The following is a 24,058-nucleotide window of genomic DNA, read 5'->3' on the forward strand; positions in this document are numbered from 1 at the left end:
CTGATGGAGAGTAATTACAGAAATGCCATAGACAAGCCTTAAGATAGTTTTATTGACTTGCTTCAAACGTACCTCCATTCCTGATGAAACGTACCTCCATTTTCTGTAAAACGTATCTCTGTTTTTGATAAAACGTACCTCCGTTTTTAATAAAACGTACCTTGGTTTTTAGTGAAACGATAGTACTTTTTGTTTAAAACGATAGTACCTTTTATTTAGTTATAGGCTACAGGCGCATGATTCGTAGGTTATGAATTATATTTCTGTTCTCCGCCTAGTACAATTCGGCAATGTTACTAATGCGGTTTTTTCTCTGATAATCTTGTACTCATAGAGCTTTATGATAGGAAAAAAGTATAAGTATTTCTATGACATACTGATTTTTGTTTGTAATTAAATTGGGAAGAATTTGCCACAATTTTTTGAGTGTCTTGTAGATTGTAAAAGGTGGAAATATTAGTTCCCTAGAGAGCTTAGAATTGAATTGTATATATGTTATAGCCCTTATTTATAGATTTTATTTGTGGAAGGACTTTAGACGTAAGATGGTTCGTGCGTTTTATGAAAAAGAAGTAAGTAAACATTTGTAAGATTTCTAGTTAATCCTTACATTTGTATCAAAAGTTGTTCTATAGTCAGAAGTGGTATCTTTAGATGGAAAACCTAGTGTTGGATTTAGTTATGGAGTTTAAAGCAATGAAATGGAGATCGAGTATGTCTTTAATTTTATTACTTGCTGCAATGTTGTTTAGTAGCGGTATACCTAAGCAGGAGGTAATGGTTAGGAGAACTACCCCAAAGTCCCTAATAGTATCGAAAGATATACTTCAAATGTATGACAAGCAAATCAGGTCTTATTATTTGGATTTGAGGGAAGTGTCAGATGGTGGGATTCTCTCTTTTCCGAATAAAGCTCAAGTTGAATATACTGATGTTGCTGTTGAATTGCTGAACGTTGCACTTCGCAAGAGAGGCTTCTGCCCAGTTGATGATGAGTCAGCGCGAAATGCGATCTTAAAGTATTTCAATATTGATGTAACCCAGAGTAATTTTTCTTTAGGAAAGTTGCAGTTTAGAAAGTTTATCTTTAAGGGTGGTAACTATGCAGAGCGTATGCTACAAGCTAAGAGTATGCAATGTGACTCCTTTGATCAGCCTAATTACTTTTGGAAGTGCCTTATTTATATTCCAAAGTATAACTATCTTATGAGTGTGTCTCCTGTGATTGAAGATGCAGTCCGTATCGAAGGGTTGACAGATGAAGGCTCTGATAAGTTATATAAAGCGAAAGTGAGGCATGGGAAATTAGTTCTTAATCTCGTAGATGATAAGTATTTCTATGAGAATGAGTTTATCTTTCACGATAATAAGATTGCTTTTCAATGGTTAAAGAAACATGATGTAGAGTTTCTCACGAATTTATTTTATAATTATGGATACGATAAGAATGAGGATATTAACAGACTTGTAATGAATGAAATGTTATCGAAATACAAAGAGGAAAAGGAAGTCTATATGTTTGAAAATACCTTTGCTTGTAAGAATACGAAACATTCATCTGTTGGGATTCGAGAAGGATTGTTGAAAACTATCCTCAACCAACCAGTTAATGATGCACGTTATTTTGTATGGGGAAATCTTCTTCAGTCATATTTATCCCAATTCGTGTTGATGACTGAAGACGAACAACCTGAGTGGGTGAGTGCTTTCACGAAGCAAGACCGATTTCAAATAGTAGCTTATATCAGTTATTATCTTTATCAGTTAGGCGCTAAAGGCAGACAAGATTGGACATCGATTTTGGGTCATGAGCTTTATTATGAAGGCGCTTTCAGGTCTTATCTTGAGGAGAATAATTACTTAAATCTTCCAGACTATAAGAAGTTATGTGAGAGAGTTTATCATGAGTATGAAACAATGGTAAAATCGGGTGATAACTTAGAAGATGAGTAGTTATCTTATAAATCCAGCATATTTAGATATACCCAAGCTCGTTACTTTGAAAAAAATATTGAAAGCGGAGTTTGCTGGTTGGGATTAAATGGAGAGAAGAAAATGATACTCAATGAATCTTATCGTTTCAATTTGATCCTTTTTCATGAGCTTTTGGAAGTAATAATTATGAGATCTTCTCGTTATTAAAGTATGCAATGGACAGATAGGATCAGACAGGTAAAGATATTATTAGTTTTGGCAGCAATTTTTATTGCTGTTGCCTCTTTGCTGATCTCACATTCTTTGATACGTGATTTGGCGCAACAAGAAAGAAGTAAGATGGAGGTTTGGGCTGAAGCTATGAGGACATTGAGTGAAGCCGATGATAGTGCTGACCTGAGTTTAGTATTAAAAGTTTTAGATGAGAATAATACGATACCTGTGGTTGTTCTGGGCAAGGATGGTATGGTCACGGAGTATCGAAATGTGAAAATCAGTGCTAGTAATAAATCTGATAGTGTGAAATATGTAAATAAAGTAGCACAGCAGATGAAGGCCGCGGGGCAAGTTATTCGAATACCATTGGCAAATAATCATAATGATTATATAGAAGTTTGCTATGATGAATCACTCATGTTGAGACGAATAGCTATTTATCCTTATATTCAGTTAGGTGTTGTAATGCTTTTTGTTGTTGTTGCTATATTCGCATTATTGACATCTAAAAGGGCGGAACAGAATAAGGTTTGGGTAGGTTTAAGTAAGGAAACAGCCCATCAGTTGGGTACTCCTATATCCTCTTTAATGGCGTGGTTAGCTATTTTGAAGGAGACATATCCCAATGATAAATTACTCCCAGAATTAGATAAGGACGTGCAGAGATTACAGCTTGTTGCAGATCGCTTTTCTAAGATAGGTTCTATTCCTGAACCTGTCCCAGCTAGTATGAATGAGGTCTTAGACCATGTAGTTGACTATATGGATCGTCGCACTTCTAAGAAAATACAGATGATAGCAGATTTACCTGACGAAGACATTATAATAAAAATGAATGCTTCGTTATTTGAATGGGTCATAGAGAATCTTTGTAAGAATGCTGTGGATGCGATGGGAGGGGAATGTGGACAAATAGTCCTTCATCTTGAACAACTTGATAATAAAGTTGTTGTTGAAATTTCAGATACTGGTAAAGGTATAAAGAAAAAGAATATTAAGAACGTATTCCGTCCAGGTTTTACAACAAAACAGCGCGGTTGGGGACTTGGATTAAGTCTTGCTAAACGTATAGTTGAAGATTATCATCATGGTAAGATCTTTGTGAAAAGCTCGGAGTTAGGGAAAGGAACTACGTTTAGAATTGAATTGAAGAAGGATTAGGAAATCCTCTTTTAATATTTAGACGTGTGACTTCTATAATGCTATTATAGCTAGATATTAGTGATAAAGTGTATATCCTTTCTATGAGGCGTTACTCTTATCTACGTTTACTTTTTTACTTATAATTTGCTTATAATCAGAAAAATATTCGTAACTTTGCAACCCGATTATGGACTTAGAAACCCTTAAAATCGACTTGAAAGGTCTTAATGAAGGTGCTAATCACCTTGAGTTTGACCTTGATGACACTTACTTTAAGGCAGTTGAAGCTCCTGAAGTGAGTCAGGGGAAAGTGCGTGTTTTATTGGATATTATGCGTACAGGAAATGATTTCTTTACCCTGGACTTCCATGAGACAGGCGTGGTAATGGTTCCATGTGATATCTGTCTTGACTTAATGGAGCAGCCCATAGAGACAACACAACGTCTCGAAGTGAAATTAGGAACAGAAAACTCAGAAGAGGAAGACCTTGTAATGGTGGCCGAGGACGAAGGAATACTCGATATTACATGGTACCTCTACGAATTCATAGCTCTCGCAATCCCTATCAGGCATGTGCATGCACCTGGAAAATGCAACTCTGCCATGATACGTACTCTTGAAGAGTACTCTGCCACCCGAAGTGGTCAGGAGGAAGACGAAACTCCGATGGATCCGCGCTGGGAAGCTCTATTAAAATTGAAAGAATAATATATTAAACGTTTAAAGAATTATGGCACATCCAAAAAGAAGACAGTCAAAGACTCGTACACTCAAGAGAAGAACTCACGATAAGGCAGTAGCTCCTACATTGGCAGTATGCCCTAATTGTGGTGCTTATTATGTTTACCACACAGTTTGCCCTACTTGTGGTTACTATCGTGGTAAAGTTGCTGTCGTAAAGGAAACAGCTGAATAAATATGAGTAAAATCAATGCGATCATAACGGGTGTCGCAGGTTACGTGCCAGACTATGTCCTCAACAATGAGGAATTGTCGCGCATGGTTGATACCAATGATGAGTGGATTACCACACGTACTGGTATTAAGGAGCGCAGAATCCTGACAGAGGAGGGACTTGGTACTTCTTATATGGCTCGAAAGGCTGCTAAGCTTCTGATGAAGAAGACTGGTGCAGACCCAGACAGCATTGATGCTGTTATTGTAGCCACTACGACCCCTGATTATCCTCATCCTTCTACAGCATCAATTGTATTAGGAAAGTTAGGTTTGAAGAATGCTTTCGCATTTGACTTTGCTGCAGCTTGCTGTGGTTTCATGTATGCATTTGATGTAGCCTGCAACATGATTCAAAGCGGTCGCCATAAGCGTATTATCGTTATTGGTGCAGATAAGATGTCGTCAATTACTGATTATCGTGATCGTGCGACATGTCCGCTTTTCGGTGATGGTGCAGGTGCTGTTATGGTTGAAGGTACAGAAGAGGAGGGAATCGGTTTGATAGATTCTTATCATCGCACAGATGGTAAGGGACTTCCTTTCTTGCATGTTAAGGCAGGCGGTTCTGTATGTCCTTCATCTCGTTTTACGGTAGACCATCGTTTGCATTATACCTATCAAGAAGGTCGCACAGTCTTCCGCTATGCTGTAACAGCAATGGGTGATGATTGTGCAGCATTGCTTGAGCGTAATGGTTTGACACAGAATGACGTTGATTACGTTGTTTGTCATCAAGCTAACTTACGAATCATAGAAGCAGTCGCAAAGCGTATTGGCGTTCCAATGGAGAAGGTATTGGTAAATATCCAGCGATATGGTAATACCAGTGCAGCCTGCATGCCTCTCGTTCTTTGGGATTTTGAGTCACAGCTAAAGAAAGGTGATAACATCATCTTTACGGCATTCGGAGCTGGTTTCGTTAATGGTGCTTCTTATTATAAGTGGGCATACGACGGAAATTCAGCAGCGGTTAAGAAATAAGACTCTAAGTTATCATATAATAAAAACGCATCTTTCTTTTCCTATAAGATTGATGCGTTTTTTTAGAAGTAACCATTATGCACAAAGCAGGATTCGTAAACATTGTTGGCAACCCGAACGTTGGTAAGAGCACACTAATGAATCAGCTCGTTGGTGAGAAACTTAGTATTGCTACCTTTAAGGCACAGACAACACGTCACCGCATTATGGGTATTGTTAATACGGACGATTCTCAGATTGTGTTCTCTGATACGCCAGGCGTATTGAAGCCTAATTATAAGATGCAGGAGATGATGCTTCAGTTTTCTGAATCAGCCTTAGCTGATGCTGACATCCTACTCTATGTGACAGATGTTGTTGAAGACCCAGAGAAGAATATGGACTTCTTGGAGAAAGTCTCAAAGATGACAATCCCTGTCATTCTGCTTATTAACAAGATAGATGAGAGCGACCAGAAGAAACTTGGCGACCTTGTGGGACGGTGGCATAAGTTACTCCCGAATGCTGAAATACTCCCTATCTCTGCAAAGAATAAGTTTGGTACAGACATCTTAATGAAACGTATTCATGAGTTGTTACCAGATAGTCCTGCGTTCTTTGATAAAGACCAATTGACGGACAAGCCAGCCCGATTCTTTGTGTCGGAGATTATCCGTGAAAAGATACTCCGTTACTATGATAAGGAGGTTCCTTACTCTGTTGAGGTTGTTGTTGAGCGTTTTAAGGAAGACGATCGACAGATTCATATCAATGCTATCATTTATGTGGAACGTAGCAGTCAGAAGGGTATAATCATCGGTCATCAGGGTATGGCACTGAAGAAAGTCTCAACAGAAGCACGAAAGAGTCTCGAGCGTTTCTTTGATAAGAAGGTATTCCTAGAAACCTTTGTTAAGGTTGATAAGGATTGGCGTAACTCTCAGAAGGAATTGAATAACTTTGGGTATAATCCAGAGTAAAAGCCCCCTCCGACTCCAGTGAAAGGGGGAGAGAGCCTAACGGGATAGGCTGGGGAGAGATTTTATTAGCCTTATTGGGCTAATAAGGCTAATAAGGCTCATTGGGCTAATACAAAGCTAATAGCTTCCTTGATAATAAGAAAATAAATCGCCCTGACTGCTTAGTAGGGCACACTCTCACACAATGTGAGGGCTGGGGAAAGGTCATCCTCGGCAAATATTCATCGGATGCCTGACCATATCCGGCGCCTTTTCATAATTTATTTATCAGTGTTAGAACTGAGTTATGAGGAGGGAAAAGACCAATATTAATGGCAAATTTAGTAGCTATTGTGGGACGCCCTAACGTTGGTAAGTCCACTCTTTTTAATCGTTTGACCCAAACTCGTCATGCTATTGTGAGCGATACGGCAGGCACAACGCGCGATCGTCAGTATGGTAAATGTCAGTGGAATGGACGCGAGTTTTCCGTTGTTGATACGGGTGGATGGGTTGTTAAATCGGATGATATATTTGAGGATGCAATCCGTAAGCAAGTACTCGTTGCTACGGAAGAGGCCGACCTCGTCCTGTTCTTAGTGGATACTGAGACGGGTGTTACTGATTGGGATGAAGATGTTGCTATGATTCTTCGTCGCACGAAACTTCCCGTATTGCTCGTTGCTAATAAGGTGGATAATAGCGGCGAATATTACCAGGCTGCTGAGTTTTACAAGCTCGGTCTAGGTGATCCTATATGTATTAGTGCCGCAACAGGTGGCGGTACAGGCGACTTGCTGGACACACTTCTTGAGAAGTTGAAAGACGCACCTGATGAGACAATCGATCAGGACATCCCACGCTTCGCCGTCGTTGGTCGACCTAATGCAGGCAAGTCAAGTATTATTAATGCCTTCATTGGTGAGGATCGTAACATTGTGACAGAGATAGCAGGAACCACACGTGATAGTATTTATACACGCTATACAAAGTTCGGTTTCGACTTCTATCTTGTAGATACTGCGGGTATCCGTCGTAAGAATAAGGTAACGGAAGACCTAGAGTTCTATAGCGTAATGCGTTCCATCCGAAGCATAGAGAATGCCGATGTATGTATTCTTATGTTGGATGCCACACGTGGTATTGAGTCGCAAGACATGAATATCTTCCAACTGATCCAGCGTAATAATAAGAGTTTGGTTGTTGTGGTCAATAAGTGGGACTTGGTGCCAGATAAGGACCAAAAGGTCATCGACACCTTCGTCAATGCAATCCGTAGTCGTATGGCTCCATTTGTTGACTTCCCAATTATCTTCGCATCGGCTCTCACCAAGCAGCGCATCTTTAAGGTGTTAGAGACCGCTAAGGAGGTGTATCAGAATCGTAAGGCTCACATAGGTACAACCAAACTGAATGAGGTCATGTTGCCTATCATAGAGGCAACCCCACCACAGTCAGTCAAGGGTAAGTATATCAAGATAAAGTATTGTTCACAACTGCCGAACACGCAAATCCCATCCTTTGTCTTCTATGCGAACCTCCCACAATATGTTAAGGAGCAGTATCGTCGATTCTTAGAAAATAAGTTACGTGAGAATTGGAACCTACATGGTTGCCCCATAAATGTATTCATCCGTCAAAAGTAATAGATAAGTTGTCTATGTCAATGAAGCAGGTTTCATCATGTCTTCTCATTGTTGTAACGTTACTGTTAGCAGCTTGCGGCGGGAAGAAACAGGATATTGATCAAGGAAAGCTAGCAGCCAAAGCGGCAAAGCACTATTATGAGCAACTCCTAAAAGGCGATTACGAGGCGTTCCTCAATAATGAGAATCGTACCAATAACCTGCCTGATGGCTACAGAAAGCAGCTATTGCTCAATCTTAAGCAGTTTGTGACTCAGCAAGATAGTCTGCATCATGGTATCGATTCCATATCCTTAGGTGCATCCAACTTCTCAGCTAAAGATAACACAGCTAGCGTATTCCTCCTCTTCCATTATGGTGATAAAACCACAGAACAAGTGGTTGTGCCGATGGTGAAAGAGCGTGGGAAATGGATTCTGAGATAATCGTCTTACTATCTTATAAATGAGGATCTACTGGCAAGTATATCCTCTTTTTTATGCTCCTTCATACGGGAGGTGACTCCCTAACACACTTGCCTCATCCTGATTTTACCCTAGATTTCGCACCGCAACATCCACTTTTTGTCTGCGTTAGACGCCTATGTTCTTGCGATCCTATGCTGATTTCGTATTCAATTCATACGTATCTTATATTATTTGCGTGCGTATCTCGCATTTGTGGAACACGTATGTTTTTATATTATCTAAGTGTGATAAAGTATTATCTAAGTCTGATAATTAATTATCTAAGCGTGATAAAACTTTATCACACTTAGATAATACAATTAGATACGTTCAAAAACAATGCAGAACACGCAGAAAAACAATGCGGAATAGGTTGGGAACTAATGCGGAATGCGTTAGAAAACAATGTGGGATAGGCTTGTAAGCAATAAGAGATACGCTGGCAACTAATCCTTGAAAAGGAAGAAAAGTAGAAGTTGGTGTAAACTGACTGATAATGAGCAAGAAATGGAGTTATTTGCATAATACTGCACAATTCGTAAAGAGTAGGAATATGCAGATTTAGGCAGAAGTTCAGTTACCAAAGCGTTACCCGATTTCGTCATAGGTAACGATGGAGTAATGTTCGGTAACTGAATTATTTTCGCTCGTGTGGCTGTTGCTGCGGTCGGCAGTTTTCTGCATAAGTGAGGAACGCTTTAATTCGGGTAACTTTGCCCATAAAAATTAAAGCGTATGAAACAAGAGAAAATGAAGGTGTTGCTCTACCTCAAAAAGAGCGGTCTTGACAAGTCGGGCAAGGCTCCCATCATGGGACGTATTACACTTGGAAGGAGTATTGCACAGTTCAGTTGTAAACTCTCCTGCAACCCCGACTTGTGGAATCCACGAGAGAGCAGAATGGACGGCAAGAGTCGTGAGGCGGTGGAGATAAATGGTAAATTGGAAAATCTACTGTTGTCTGTTCAGTCGGCTTATCAATCTCTGCTATCCAAAGGTTGCCCATTTGATGCAGCCGATGTGAAAGAGCTGTTCCAAGGGAGCGTACAGACACGATGCATGCTCATTGAAAGGCTGGATATGCTCATTAAGGAGAAGGAAAACCATGTTGGTATCGACATCAAGAAAGGAGCCATACACGGCTATTACTCTACCCGAATTCATTTGCAGAAGTTTATTCAACGGAAGTACAAGGTAACAGACTTGGCTTTCTCACAGCTCACAGAGAACTTTATCTATGAGTTTGGGCAGTATTTCTTAGGTGAGTGCGGTTTTCAAGAAAGCACATTCTATAATGCAGCCATGCATTTGAAGACGGTATGCAGGTTGGCTTATCGTGAGGGATTGGCTGATGTTCTTCTATTTGACAAAGCTAAAATCAGCAAGGGCGACAAGAGACTGCCCAAAGCATTGGACAAGGAAGCATTAGACAAATTGAAGGCTCTCAACTTTGAGGACTTGGAGGAGGATATGGAAACGGCAAGGGATATTTTCCTCTTTGCCTGTTATACAGGTGCTGCTTATTGTGATTTGATGGGACTTGGCAAGAAGCATCTTTTCCGTGATGACGAGGGGAGTTTATGGTTAAAGTTCAACCGCCACAAGACAGGTGTACTATGCCGTGTCAAACTGCTGCCCCAAGCCATACGGCTGATGGAGAAGCTCTACAGCGAAGAAAGGGAAGCATTGCTCCCTTTCATGGGATATGCTACTTACCAATCATACTTGAAAGCCCTACGGCTTCGTGTGGGTATCTTGTTTTCCTTTACCACGCATACCGCAAGACACACCTTTGCCACGCTTATCACGCTTGAGCAGGGCGTGCCTATTGAGACGGTGAGCAAGATGCTGGGACATTCGAACATAAGCATGACTGAACGCTATGCAAAGGTCACACCCCAAAAACTCTTTGAGGAGTTTAATCGTTTCCTTTCTTTCACAGAGGATATGCAGATGAGTATTTAGCAATAGACATATTAAAACTAAAATCATTATGAGAAGTACATTCAAGATACTGTTCTATATCAACAGACAGAAAACTAAGACAGACGGCAATACCGCCATTCTCTGCCGTATCACCATCGATGGAAAGAACACAACTATTCGCACAGGCGAAGAGTGCAATCCCTCCGAGTGGAACACCAAACAGGGTTTAACAACCAATAAGAAGACCAACCAAAGAATCAATGAGTTCAGGGAATTGATAGAAAAAACCTATCGGGACATACTGACGAGGGAAGGAGTGGTAAGTGTGGAACTTATCAAGAACCGCTTACAAGGCATTGCCACTAATCCGACAACGCTCCTTGCCATGAGTAAGGCAGAATTGCAATCCGTCAAGGAGAGCGTAGGCAGTTCAAGGGCAGAGGGAACTTATCTGAATCTGTTCTATTCTGACAGAAATCTCCGTGAATTTGTCGAAAACAAAGGAATGCAGGACATACCCATCGGAGCCATTACAGAGAACTTGTTCGAGGAATACCGCTTCTTTCTCAAAAAGCGTGGACTGAAAGCATCCACCATCAACAGCAACCTCTGCTGGTTGAGCCGACTGATGTTCCGTGCGGTCAGCAAGAGGATTATCCGCTGCAATCCGTTTGAGAATGCCAAGTATGAAAAGGAGGAAAAGAAGATACGTTTTCTGCAAAAGAGCGATGTGATGAAACTTATGGCAATGAAGATGAACGACAAGGAAACAGAGTTGGCAAGACAGATGTTCATCTTTTCCTGCTTTACAGGCTTGGCTATCTCAGACATGGAGAATTTAGAAAACAAGCATATCCAAACGACAGCTGACGGACAGAAGTATATCCGCAAGGAGCGCCAGAAGACCAAGGTTGAGTTGATCGTGCCGTTACATCCCATAGCGGAAGCCATCATCAGTCATTGTCGGAAAGAGCAGGAAAGAAGCGAGGAACAGCAGACGGTGAAAAAAAAAGATGCCCACCTTGTCTTTCACCGTAATTGCAGCCGTAGTGTCATGGATACCAGACTGAGCATCGTGGAAAGGCATGCGGTATCCGCCAAAGACTTTCCTACCACATGGCTCGCCACACCTTCGGTACGATGAGTCTGAACGCAGGTATCCCTATCGAGAGTATAGCCAAGATGATGGGACACGCCTCCATATCAAGCACGCAGATTTATGCGCAGGTAACGGACAACAAGATTTCGGAGGATATGGACAGGCTTATAGCCAAGTACAAGGCGAAGGACAAGACTACCGTAAATGCAGATGTGGAAGCAGCGACAGACACAAAGACAATCCCGCTTGTTGTCAATTCAAATGGCAGAAAGGAGGAAACGGCATGAATACGAACTATAAACTAAGAACTATGACTAGCACGGAGAATCATCGCAGTTATTTTGATTGGGGCTGCAATATGCAGATTGTCCGCAAGGGAATCGGAGACATAGCCATGACAGAGGGAGAACTTACAAGGTTCTTCGGAGTAACGTGGAGAAAACTTAATCATGGGTTGCAAACACTTATGAAATCCTCCACCTTGCATCCCGATGAGAGGGGTGCAAGTGAAGAGCCTATTTTTATCAGCAGACAATTGAAAGGCTATGCGCCACTCTATCCGCTTCCTATCATCATTGCCCTGTCCTTTCTGTTGGACAGCACGGAAGCGCATTTGTTCAGAAAGTACGTCTGTCAGAAGTTGCAGAAATCAGCATCCATGATAACACCGATATTCCTGATAGGCAACACGCATAATTGATGATAATACTTCCTTTTTCTTTCACCGATTATATCTTACTACATTACTACAATAAGAGTTAAAGCGGTGAAAGAAAATGGATTACGGCGTAGTTAGGAGATGAAATAACTATTACTACCAATTGGCTACATTCTACTCCTGTAAAATGTATTGTATATAAAGTAATGCAGCAAAAAACTGATTGTAAAACAATTTAAGAATAAAACTTGTGTTTTTTCAAATAGTTTGTTATCTTTGTAAGCAATATATTGTAATGAAATGTCAAACAATGAACAAACAAGCGTTAGGAATCGCTTAAAAATTGTCCTTGTTGAACAGGGAAGAACGAACAGATGGCTTGCAGAGCAATTGGGTAAGACGGAGCATACTGTTTCTCGTTGGTGTCAAAACAAAACACAGCCAACAATTGCCATATTGGGACAAATCGCACAGATTCTGGATGTGGATGTAAGATTATTGATTAAATCAACAAAAGATTAAACCAATGGAAACTAATTTCTTTACGAATGAGAATCAAAATACACTTTTAGAGAAAATAGAAGGTGTATTCAAATATAAGAAAGTACATTTTTTTGATGTACTTGTTGGCTATTTCCGTGCTTCTGGTTACTTTAAGATTAGGAAGTTTATAGAGCAAACACCGAAGATAAGGTTTCTTGTAGGCATTAATGTTGATAAGCTTACGGCTCAAGCTAACCAGCAAGGACTCCTGTTTAATCCAGATGAAGGGCAAGCACAAGAAGAATTCTTTCATGAATTGAAAAAGAATATTCAAGAAGCTCGGTATGATAAGGATGTAGAGGAAGGGATGTGCCAATTTATAAAAGATATCATGTCAGGAAAAATAGAAATGCGCATTCATCCTAAACAAAATATCCATGCTAAACTTTATATATTTAGGGAAGAGATATATCATCCGCACGGATATGGCTCGGTCATTACAGGCTCAAGTAATTTGACTGATGCAGGACTTGAAAAGAATTTTGAGTTTAATGTTGAGTTGCGTTATGATGATGATATCCAATTTGCTACCGAAACATTCGAACGTTTGTGGAAAGAGTCTGTAGAGATAGACTTGACGCATATAGAAACGATAAAAAATGAGTCATACTTGAATCCTAACTTCACACCTTATGAAGTATATTTGAAGTTTTTATTGGAATATTTTGGGAAACGTATAGATTTCGATCCTAATTCCTTATCTGAGTTACCAAAAGGTTTTAAGAGACTATCTTATCAAGTTGATGCTGTAAATGATGGATTTTCCAAGATGATGAAACATAATGGTTTTTTCCTGTCTGATGTCGTCGGATTAGGAAAAACTGTTGTTGCGGCTTTAATAGCTAAGAAATTTTTCTATGCCAATGATTTCCCAGCATACCATTCTCATGTATTGGTCATCGTCCCACCTGCTTTACAAGAGAGTTGGGAGGAAACCCTGTCTAAATTCAAGGTAGATAATTACAGGATTGTTACAAATGGAAGTATAAGCAAAATAAAAGACGCGTCTCTCTACGACTTAATCATAGTTGATGAGGCCCATAAGTTCCGTACAGACACTGCTTCTATGTATAACGAACTGCAGAAGTTATGCAAGACTCCTTGCTGCCATCATCATGCGGATGGAACCTTATATAGTAAGAAGGTAATTCTCGTCTCAGCAACACCGTTGAACAATAAGCCAGAAGATATAGCCAATCTTGTATATCTGTTTCAGGACTCGAAAGATAGTACACTCGAGGAAGGAAACCTACAACGTTTCTTCAGAGAGCAGATAGATGCTTATAAGAAGGTAAAAGGAGAAAAAGACAGCAGAATCATAGCAATTAAAATTAGAGACATTTACGAGAAGATACGTGTAAAAGTTGTAGAACCATTGATGGTACGTCGCACCCGCACAGACCTTTTAGAGAATGAAGCATACAAGATTGATTTAGACACACAAGGTGTTGCATTCCCCAAGGTTCATCAACCACAGCCACTATATTATAAATTAGATAAGCAGTTGAACGAACTTTATGACAAGACCATCAAGGTGTTGAGCGATGAGAAGGAGGGTCTGACTTATTTCAGATATCAAGCCATTAAATATCTTAATAAGGAAAAGAAAAAGAAATACAAAAAGGCCGATATGATTTCCGTTCAGTTGGCAAAGATTATGAAAACCTTACTTGTGAAGCGGTTAGATAGTAGTTTTTATGCTTTCAAACAATCACTAAAACGATACTATCAGTCAAACTGTGTCATGCTCAAGATGTTTGAAAATAGAAGGATTTATATTGCGCCTAAGCTAAAGGTTAATGAACTCCTAAGCGAAGGCAAAGAGGAGGAGTTGATAAAACTAATTGAACAATCCCCTTACAATGATTCCACAATAGATGTCTATACACCAGAAGACTTTGTCAAACCTATTTATTTAGATGGGTTGAAACACGATAATGCTGTATTGGAAGATTTGGTAACTGAATGGGATAAGATAAACTATGACCCCAAACTGGATGTATTTCTTGACAAACTAAAAAATCAATTGTTTGACAAGTCCATTAATCGTGAGGGGAAATTAGTAGTTTTCTCAGAAAGTAAAGAAACAACAGACTATCTATTGAAAGAGTTAGAAAAACAAGGATATGACAAGGTCTTATCGGTTGAAAGCAGCAACCGTACAGAAAAGATGCCTTTAGTAAGTGCAAACTTCGATGCAAATTATAAAGGATATAAGAAAGATAATTACAACATTGTGCTGACAACAGAAGTGCTAGCTGAAGGTGTCAACTTGCATCGAGCCAATGTGATCGTTAATTATGACACGCCATGGAACTCTACACGTCTAATGCAACGTATTGGGCGAGTGAACCGTATAGGGAGTACTGCAAAGGATGTTTATATTTACAATTTCTTCCCTACGAAAGAAGTAAATAATGATATAGAACTTGAAAACAAAGCCAAGATGAAGCTCTTTGCTTTTCATGCTGCTTTAGGAGAGGATAGTCAAATATATTCAGAAGAGGAAAATCCAGAGAGTTTTGGCTTGTTTGATAAGAACCTTGAAGAAGAACGCGACGAGAAGTTAGGCTATCTGATGTGGTTAAGAAAGCAAAAGGAGGAGCATCCCGATTTGTTGAGAGCCATAGAGAAAATGCCTTTGCGTGCTCGGGTTGGTAGAATTGCTACCAATGCAGACCACTCAACATTGGTGTTTATTCGTAACGAAAAACGAGATGCTTTCACGCTTATCCATAAAGATGGAAGATTGGAAGAACTTACTTTTCTTGAGGCAGTTAAGATGTTTAAGGCTGATGTTGACGAAAAGGCTATTCCGCTACATGAACTTCATTATTCCCAAGTAGGGAAAGCTCTTGATTTCTTTTCGGAGAGAGCTGAGGCAGAAAAGGGGAATACGCTAAAAGTAAACCCAACACAAGGACCTAACGAGAAGAGAGCAATAGCCTATTTGGATAGCTTTCTTACGATTCCAAATATTGATGCAAAGGAGGCAGAGTTAATTCGACAAGCGAAGAGGGCGATTACGACGGGTCGGTTCCAACAGTTGCAGCGAAAGGTGAACAAACTGAAAACTATAACAAAGAAAACCCCTGTTAAACGCTCTGTTCTTCTTGAACAGATGATACAAATCCTGTCATCTTATCCTTTGGTAACAGAGCAAAATACGGCTCCTGTTAATGTTACGCTAGATGGGCAGCAACGGAGAGAGTTGTTTAATCCTGAAGTTATCATTTCTGAAAGCTTCTGTTCTTGATGGAGTATGAATGAGACAAATCGTATAGAATACAAGTTATGGCTTACCCCTGATTTGGATATAGAGAAGGAAGTGATAGCCTTCCTGAACTACAAGGAAGGTGGCTACATATATATAGGTGTAGATAAAGATGGAAATACAGTAGGAGTAGATGATGTTGATACTTGTATGTTACAGCTAAAGGATCGTATCAAAAATAATATCTCACCCTCAGTTATGGGGCTTTTTGATATATCAGAAGAAGAACGGAACGGCTGTCCCATTGTAAAGATAACGATTGCAAGTGGCATTGAGAAACCTTATTTCAAGTCCAAGTATGGTATGACTTCCAAAGGGACATTCATTCGGATAGGTACTTCTGCTGAGCCTATGCAGCAACAGCAAATTGACAGACTGTTTGCGATGCGAACACGAAACTCCATTGGAAAGATTATCTCTAACAGACAGGATTTATCTTTCGAACAGCTTCGTATTTATTATGACGAGCGAGGCAAACGACTTAACGATAACTTCAAACGTAGCTTGGAACTGTTGACAGAGAATGATAAGCTTAACTATGTTGCTTATTTGTTAGCTGATGAGAATAACAACTCTATAAAACTTGCTAAATACTCAAGCCTTGATAGATGTGAGCTAATAGAAAATAATGAATATGGATACTGTTCGTTAATTAAGGCAACAAAGAGTATCTTGGCAAAATTAGATATAGAGAATAAAGTCTTTGCAACTATCACACCTGCAGAACGCACAGAGTATCCTTTATGGGATAAGATAGCTTTGCGTGAAGCAGTTGTCAATGCCATTGTACATAATGACTATTCATTTGAGGTGCCACCCAAGTTTGAAATCTTCCCAGATCGCATTGAGATTACGTCTGCGGGACGGTTGCCAGAGTCATTGAGTCGTGAAGAATTCTTTAATGGCATTTCCATTCCACGCAATAAAGAGTTAATGCGTGTCTATAGAGACCTGGAGTTAGTAGAGTCTTTGGGGTCTGGAGTTCCTCGCATACTCAGAGCCTATGGTGCAGAGTGCTTCGTCTTTACAGACAACTTTATACGTATTACTTTCCCAATCTCTAAGAAGTATCAACGACAGTATACCACTAATGACGTGGAAGATAGTGTACAAGTTAGTTTGCAACTTAAATATTTGATAATCAGTATAAATAAGCAGATACTATCTGTTGATGAGATACTGCAAGTGTATAAGCAAGTGTATAAGCAAATGTATAAGTCTCATTGGTATTTTAAAAAGAAATTCATTCTCCCAGCTATGCAGCAAGGCTGGATAGAGATGCTATACTCCGATAAGCCCAATCACCCCCAACAAAAGTACAAACTTACGGAAAAGGGATTGCTATTACTTAATACTGTCATTCAACAAAACGAACAAAAATAAAGAAGATATATGGATAAAGCTGAACTAAAAAATAAATTGAAAGAGAATTTCAATCTTGAAGCATGGAAAACCATTCTTGGGAGAATGTTTCATAAGATTGACTATCTTTCTATCCCAAACGCCATAGAAGACAAGTCTGTAAAAAGCGGCGGACAAATAGGAACGATACGTCTTGATGACAACCGTTCGTTGGCACTCTTTGTCATAGAAGTTGCCGACAATATTGACATTGCCCACAATAGAAAAGGACTACGCAATATAGCCATAAGATATATTGACCAAGACATCATCCATGGAATATTGGTTTTCTATTATTCAAGGAAACAGACTGACTATCGCCTCACCTTTGTTTCAAAGACTACTGTACTCAATGAGGCGGGAGAGTTTCAAACAAAAGAAACAGCCCCTAAACGCTACACATTCCTATTGGGCGGAAATGAACCATGTACTACCGCAGCCATCCGTTTATATGAATTAGTGAAGAAAGAGAACGTTCTGTTATCGGATGTTACCGATGCTTTCTCCGTAGAACGACTCAACAAGGACTTCTTCAAAGGGTATAAAGACCGCTATAAGAAGTTCTGTGATTTCCTTACAGGAAATGCAAAGGACAATCGCGACTATGTGAAAAAACTACTCGGTCGTCTCGTCTTCCTGCAATTTTTGCAGAAAAAAGGCTGGATGGGCGTACCTGCAAGTAGCAAAGCATGGGAAGGTGGTGACAAAGCATATATGCAAAAACTTGTTGAGCATTATAAGGACAACGACAGATTATTGAGCGATGTGCTGGAACCGCTTTTCTTCAATACGCTTAATGAAGCCAGGCCCGATGACATTGCCAATTCTCGTCTTGGCGACAATATCAAGATACCTTACCTGAATGGCGGTCTTTTTGACAAAGATGCTTTGGACAATAGGGATATAGATTTTCCTTACTCCTATTTTCAAGAACTGATGGAATTCTTTTCAGAATACAATTTCACCATCGACGAAAACGATCCCGATGATGCAGAAGTGGGTATCGACCCAGAGATGTTGGGACATATCTTCGAGAACCTGTTGGAAGACAACAAGGACAAGGGAGCATTCTATACGCCAAAGGAAATAGTCCAGTATATGTGCCGTGAAACCATTGTGCAGTATCTGAAATCTCATGTTGCTGAACAATTATACTCGTCTGTCGAAACTCTGATTAAGCAGGGAGTTGTTGATGTGAAACTTCAAAACAAGACCAATGCCAATGAGGTATACAATCTGCTCAAAACTGTAAAGGTGTGCGACCCTGCCATTGGTTCCGGTGCCTTTCCTATGGGCGTACTCAATGTACTCTATCATGCCCGTATGCAGCTCTACGGTTTTCTGAAGTCCCTGGAAGATTTCTCTCATGCAAAGGTAAAACGCGACATTATACAGAATAACATCTTTGGAGTGGATATAGAGCAGGGTGCGGTAGATATAGCCCGCCTCCGCTTCTGGTTGGCTTTGGTGGTCGATGAAACGATTCCGCAGCCACTGCCTAACCTTGATTATAAGATAATGTGTGGAAATTCACTCACCTATCGTTATCCAATGGATATACAGATTGATGATGTGCTTGTGGAATATAATCAGAATGTTTCTGAAAATCAACAACTATCATTGGAATTATACAAGAGTATGGTCTATAAATATACAAATACTTCCGACCATACGCGAAAGGCTGAATTCAAAGCAATAATAGAAAAGGTTAAACAGACGTTTAAATATAAACTCACAGACAGAGAACTCTTAAAGATAAAAAGATTAAAAAAACAGTTAGCAGACTATGACTCTCCAATGTTGTTTGAATTATCAAAAGCAGAAAAGCAAAAAGTAAAAGTATTAAAGAAACAATTAAATACCATTCTCAAGAAGCAAACCGATATAGAGAATAGTAAAATTTATGAAAACGCTTTTGAGTGGCGATTTGAGTTCCCCGCTTTATTGGACGACATTGGTACCTTCACTGGATTTGACGTGATTATAGGAAATCCTCCTTACGGGGCAAAACTTACGACATTCGAAAAACAAATGTTCAAGGATAAATATGCCGATGTGCACATGCGAACGCCAGAAACATTTTGCTATTTCACTTCGCTTGCTTTTAACTTGTGTAAGCAGGAAAGGGCAGTTGTGTCTTATATTGTCCCCAACAATATCTTATTTCAAAATGAGAATGAGAAAACTCGAAGGTTACTTGCCGAGGAACACACGTTAGTGCGCGCCATTAATCTTGGAGACAATACATTTGAAAATGCCGATGTTCCAACTTGTATTTTTGTGGCAAACACAGAGAAAACAGTTAATTATAATATTGCTTATTCCGATTATCGTCAATTTAATGTAAAGAACATTAAGTGGGATGAAAAGATTGAAGATATCAGTATTGAAAAGCAAAAATCCGTTCCAGCAATGGTTATAGGAATGTCAAATAGCGATATAAACATTTTAGATAGTATCAGGTCCCATGGAGTTACTATTGATGCAATAGCCGAAGAGATGGCAAGTGGTATTTCCACGGGTGGAGATAAGATATTTAGGATTACTAAAGATGAGGCTATTGAGCGAGAATTTGAAATTACTGCATTGCGAAAGATATTAGTAGGCTCAGAGATAGAGAAGTATAATTTAGTAGATACTAATAATTTGATTATATATTCTACAAAGCAAGCAGATATTCCACAATATCCTAATATATACAAATATTTGCAACAGTTTGAAGAGCAACTTTCTAAAAAACGTGAAACCCAAAAAGGGGTTTTACCGTGGTGGTGTCTTCATTGGCCACGCTATGTAAATCTTTTTACCGAACCAAAAATAATTATGCGCCAAACTTCAGATTGCATCCGTTGTGTTTATGATGAAGAGGGGTATTTTGTTCTAAATAGCATACTTGTTTTTAAGAAGAATACAGAATTTTTCACATATAAATATATTGCAACTGTTCTTAATTCTTGTGTAACAGACTATATGTATAAAAAGCTGACCCAAGAAGAAGGAAGAACTTTTGCGGAGGTAAAACCTGTCAATGTAAGGAAACTATACATACCAAAAGCAGAGAATAAGGAACAGGAATTACTGGAAACGCTCTATGATTATATGGCGTTTTTAAAAAATGTAGATTCTGCACAAGTAGATAAGGCTATTGGGAATGAATTCGTAGGAGAGTTTTTTCAACAGATTATAGACGGTTGTGTTTACGAACTTTTCTTCGGAGAACATATGCAGGAACGAGACATAAATATCATAGAGTATCTATTTGAGTATATTAAACCTTTTAATGACCTATCAGAAGAATCTATCATTACAACTATCAGCAAAGCATTTGATACTCTTTATAAATCAGATAATCCCGTGCGGACAAGACTGTCACTTTTCGTTTCACGGAGTCCGGAGATTCTGAAAATAATTATTCAACATTAATACTTAATATCCTAAAGATGGCTTCGATTTCTAAAATAACAATTAATGGATTTAAGGCTTTTCCAAAAGAATTTAATCTGAATCTTGATGGGAAAAACTTATTAATGTACGGTGAGAATGGAAGTGGCAAATCCTCTATCTATTATGCCTTACATGCACTGTTGCAAAGTCAATGTCATGATATTAAAAAGTATTTCAATAAAAACTCAGACGAGTGTATTGTAAATACCATGACTGAAACGCCGGTTCCAAAAGTTTCTGTGAAATTTGAAAATAGTGATATTACTTATAACATTTCTGAGAATGGTTACGAGGAGTCTATTCAACAACCAACTTCACCTATCAAGGATTTAAACGGTAAATGTGTGTTCATCAATCACAAGTTTCTTTTTAACTTCTTCAGTTTTAGGAATTCCCAATATATAGATTTGTTCCCGGTGTTTATCAAGGATATTTTGCCGTTTACTCTTACAAAAACTAAAAGTAAATTTATTAGTCAAGTTTACGACGAAGTAAAAAATGGAATTCAGCGAAAAGGAAATAGTACACATATTACAGTTGATTATAAGAATAAAATTGAAGAGTTTAATAATGAAGTAAAAACAGTGATAGACCATATTAATGTAAATAGTCCTTCAGGTACCGCTTCGAAAATTTATAATTCTTATTTTATAAATGAAGGTGATTTAAAACTCAAAATAGAATTAATATATGATAATTCTTTGGATGAAATTCCTCAAATCGACAAGTCTTACTGGTTACGGTTGGGATATAGATACATAAAAGAAAGCAAAGCAGGAGTAGGTCGTCTTGTAAAGAAAAGTAATAGTCTGGAGATATTGGAGCCTGTTATTAGACTCAGAATTTCAGAAATACTTTTAGATGGAAGCTTAAGATATATTAGCAAGCCTCAAAGCTATTTCAATGAAGCCAAGTTGACAGCTATTGTTCTTTCAATCCGTTTTTCGTTATTAGACACGATAACAGCTCAAGATGGTCGCTTTCTTGCTCTTGATGATATGCTAATCAGTCTCGATATGAGTAATCGTATGAAAGTGATTAGATATTTATTAGATGAAGTTGCTGATAAATATAAAATATATTTATTTACACATGATAGACTATTTTATCATACTCTAAAACGGATAATAGAAACACAATATTCTAAAGATGAATGGAATTTTGGTGGATTATATCTAAATGATTTAGATTCACCCCTGAAACCAGAATTTATGCCAGAAACAACGTCTAAGATAAAAGATGCACATGAGGCATATAAAAGACATGACTATTTTAGATGTGGAACATTATTGCGACAATTGTGTGAGCAGTGCTTAAAGGAGTTACTTCCTGATTCATATAGGATAATAGAGAATATACAAACAGGTTTGACAGAAAATAAAAGTCTTGACCAACAAATTCTCTCGTTAGAAGAATTCTGTTGTAAAGAAAAAATTGATTATGCCCCCTTTAAGGACTTGAAAATCTATAAGGATTTGTTTATGAATGCAACTGCTCATAATGATATAACTTCACCTTTTTATAGAAATGAAATAAAAAGATGTTTGCATGCTATAGAAGTTCTTTCTCAAATAAAGAGATCAGAAAGTATAAATTGTAAGAAAGACCTGTCTTTCTCTGTGGTTGATTCCACAAATAAAAAATACACAGTCAGAATAAGACGTAGAGATGACTTGAAATTTATAGAGTATAATGGTAATAAAAAACTTTCGTATTTTTGTAAATGTACGGTCAAAAAAATTATTTCAAATTTAGGAGACGAAAACGTAGATGAAGGTTTTGATTCAATATATCAAGCCTATAACTATATCTGTAATAAACTGCAAATACAAGATAAAAAATCTCTTTTAGATATTTTGGAAGATAAAAGTGGTCTAATAATCTCATAAAGGTTAACATAGCACTTATAGTGTAAAGAAATTAATAAGTATGAAGATAGAAATTAACACTATAGACATATCAGATAAGATAAAAGACTTTGCACAATACCTCCAGACTACAGATAGGATTATTCTGTCTGCTAAGTTTGGAGATGGGAAGACTTATTTGCTGAACGAATTGAGGAACAACTTGAAAGAGGAATATGAATTCTTTACAATCTATCCGATAAACAATTCTGTTGCCAAAAATGAAGACGTGTTTGAATATATCAAACGAGATATCATTATACAATTGCAAGAAAGAGGCTTCCTTGATAATATTGATATGGAAGCTTTATTTGACTCTATCTTCTGTTTTGAAGACTTGGTATCTGTAGTTTCTTTTCTTCTTTCATTTGTTCCAATGGGTGAATTTTATAATAAAATTTTTAATAAATTCTGTGAGAAAAAGAAATTATATAAAGAAAAGAAACATACATCTGATAAGTATTTGGCAGAATTTGCCAATACGAAAGGTAGTATTTATGAGGAGGATGGATATACCAAACTGATAAGAAATGCCATTGAATGGATAAGTTATGACCATGCAACGAATGGCGCAGATTGGAAAAGGAAAAAGCCTGTCTTGATAATAGAAGACTTAGACCGCTTAGATCCCAAGCACCTTTTCAGAATACTCAATGTTATCAGTGCGCACATAGATAATCCTTCATCTCCCGACAAGGTTGGTAACAAATTTGGATTTCATAACATAGTGTTGGTAATGGATTATGATACTACGAAGTACATATTCCAGCATTTCTATGGCGAGGAGGCTTGTTATGAAGGATATATGAGTAAGTTCCTTTCTCGTGAACCGTTCAGATATAGTATATTGCCTTATATGGTAAAGGAAATTAAAAGTAAACTAGCAGAATCATTGGAAATACCTAATCATTTGCCAACATATACAAATTTCATGGCAAAATTGCACAAGGCTTCTCTTCGTGATTTGAAGAAATTAGCAACGTTTGATACATTCGACCGTCTGCAGTCTGATACTTTTAGTTTCAAGCAGTTTCACTTTACAACATCATTACCCATATTTCAGTTAATTATTTATATGGTAGAGTGTGGCATGTCAATTAACCAAATAACACAGGATTTGCAATTTACAACAAGACGTTACGAAAACATAAGGGAAAAATACGAGTATGAAAGGGAATATGTTAAACTAATGTTCCCTTTGTATAAAATGGCATATGAAGATAAACGCTCAATACAGATAGATGATACTAATTATAGAATAGAAGGCGATTTCTCAGAAGTGATTTCTAAGATAGACGTTCATGTTTATGATTATGTGGATCGAGATGCTATGGAGTTGTTGAGAGATACGAATTTTGTAAATCACTTCCAGTTCTTACTGGATAAACTTTCTAAATGTATAAATTTGTCGGCTTTGCATAAATAGAAACGAACATTATTTCTATAACCGACAATAACAATGTTTGATATAGTTCATTCACGTATGGTTATTACTATCTATAACTTACATGGGAAGAAAATGGTTCAATGAAATTATACTATT

At 38.2% G+C, this 24,058-nt stretch carries 16 protein-coding genes and 1 pseudogene; all 17 read left to right on the forward strand.

The features are described 5' to 3' along the window. The first annotated feature begins 714 nt into the window (after nucleotides 1–714). Nucleotides 715–1,953: a hypothetical protein gene (locus O3603_RS10340; protein WP_371522677.1), complete on the forward strand. Its 1,239-nt coding sequence runs from the start codon at nucleotides 715–717 to the stop codon at nucleotides 1,951–1,953. A gap of 192 nt (nucleotides 1,954–2,145) precedes the next feature. Further along, nucleotides 2,146–3,312, forward strand: a complete 1,167-nt coding sequence (locus O3603_RS10345; protein WP_287315784.1) for a HAMP domain-containing sensor histidine kinase — start codon at nucleotides 2,146–2,148, stop codon at nucleotides 3,310–3,312. Nucleotides 3,313–3,481: 169 nt separating this feature from the next. Next, nucleotides 3,482–4,003, forward strand: coding sequence for a DUF177 domain-containing protein (locus O3603_RS10350; RefSeq protein WP_287315782.1), 522 nt, complete (start codon nucleotides 3,482–3,484; stop codon nucleotides 4,001–4,003). A 22-nt stretch (nucleotides 4,004–4,025) separates the two neighbouring features. Then, a complete protein-coding gene (gene rpmF / locus O3603_RS10355) occupies nucleotides 4,026–4,211 on the forward strand; it encodes a 50S ribosomal protein L32 (RefSeq protein ID WP_004382259.1) in 186 nt (61 codons plus the stop codon). Nucleotides 4,212–4,213: 2 nt separating this feature from the next. After that, complete coding sequence (locus O3603_RS10360; protein ID WP_155716734.1) at nucleotides 4,214–5,233, forward strand: beta-ketoacyl-ACP synthase III; 1,020 nt, start codon at nucleotides 4,214–4,216, stop codon at nucleotides 5,231–5,233. 77 nt (nucleotides 5,234–5,310) lie between these two features. Further along, nucleotides 5,311–6,192, forward strand: coding sequence for a GTPase Era (gene era, locus O3603_RS10365; protein WP_155716733.1), 882 nt, complete (start codon nucleotides 5,311–5,313; stop codon nucleotides 6,190–6,192). Nucleotides 6,193–6,503: 311 nt separating this feature from the next. Next, the gene (gene der, locus O3603_RS10370) at nucleotides 6,504–7,817 is read left to right on the forward strand and encodes a ribosome biogenesis GTPase Der (protein ID WP_314518473.1); all 1,314 of its coding nucleotides are present in this window, start codon (nucleotides 6,504–6,506) and stop codon (nucleotides 7,815–7,817) included. Nucleotides 7,818–7,831: 14 nt separating this feature from the next. Then, on the forward strand, nucleotides 7,832–8,242 hold the full coding sequence (locus O3603_RS10375; RefSeq protein WP_287315770.1) for a hypothetical protein: 411 nt from the start codon (nucleotides 7,832–7,834) through the stop codon (nucleotides 8,240–8,242). A gap of 756 nt (nucleotides 8,243–8,998) precedes the next feature. Further along, nucleotides 8,999–10,228, forward strand: a complete 1,230-nt coding sequence (locus O3603_RS10380; protein ID WP_371522680.1) for a tyrosine-type recombinase/integrase — start codon at nucleotides 8,999–9,001, stop codon at nucleotides 10,226–10,228. 28 nt (nucleotides 10,229–10,256) lie between these two features. Next, nucleotides 10,257–11,575 (forward strand): annotated as a pseudogene (locus tag O3603_RS10385) (tyrosine-type recombinase/integrase). Then, on the forward strand, nucleotides 11,572–11,988 hold the full coding sequence (locus tag O3603_RS10390) for a hypothetical protein (RefSeq protein WP_371522682.1): 417 nt from the start codon (nucleotides 11,572–11,574) through the stop codon (nucleotides 11,986–11,988). The pseudogene O3603_RS10385 and the gene O3603_RS10390 overlap by 4 nt, the downstream one beginning before the upstream one ends. Nucleotides 11,989–12,246: 258 nt before the next feature. Next, complete coding sequence (locus O3603_RS10395) at nucleotides 12,247–12,468, forward strand: helix-turn-helix transcriptional regulator (protein ID WP_019969092.1); 222 nt, start codon at nucleotides 12,247–12,249, stop codon at nucleotides 12,466–12,468. Nucleotides 12,469–12,472: 4 nt separating this feature from the next. After that, nucleotides 12,473–15,745, forward strand: coding sequence for a helicase-related protein (locus tag O3603_RS10400; RefSeq protein WP_371522684.1), 3,273 nt, complete (start codon nucleotides 12,473–12,475; stop codon nucleotides 15,743–15,745). 6 nt (nucleotides 15,746–15,751) lie between these two features. Next, nucleotides 15,752–17,146 carry an RNA-binding domain-containing protein gene (locus O3603_RS10405; RefSeq protein WP_371522686.1) on the forward strand — a complete coding sequence of 465 codons (1,395 nt, stop codon included), beginning with the start codon at nucleotides 15,752–15,754 and terminating at the stop codon, nucleotides 17,144–17,146. Between the two features lie 9 nt (nucleotides 17,147–17,155). Further along, nucleotides 17,156–20,587: an Eco57I restriction-modification methylase domain-containing protein gene (locus O3603_RS10410; protein ID WP_371522688.1), complete on the forward strand. Its 3,432-nt coding sequence runs from the start codon at nucleotides 17,156–17,158 to the stop codon at nucleotides 20,585–20,587. A 17-nt stretch (nucleotides 20,588–20,604) separates the two neighbouring features. After that, nucleotides 20,605–22,497: an AAA family ATPase gene (locus O3603_RS10415; RefSeq protein WP_371522690.1), complete on the forward strand. Its 1,893-nt coding sequence runs from the start codon at nucleotides 20,605–20,607 to the stop codon at nucleotides 22,495–22,497. Nucleotides 22,498–22,537: 40 nt separating this feature from the next. Then, nucleotides 22,538–23,941 (forward strand): P-loop NTPase fold protein, encoded by a 1,404-nt coding sequence (locus tag O3603_RS10420; RefSeq protein ID WP_371522691.1) that lies wholly within the window; start codon nucleotides 22,538–22,540, stop codon nucleotides 23,939–23,941. The last annotated feature ends 117 nt before the right edge of the window (nucleotides 23,942–24,058 follow it).

The organism is Prevotella sp. 20925_1_30 (assembly GCF_041433025.1).
Lineage (GTDB): Bacteria > Bacteroidota > Bacteroidia > Bacteroidales > Bacteroidaceae > Prevotella > Prevotella vespertina.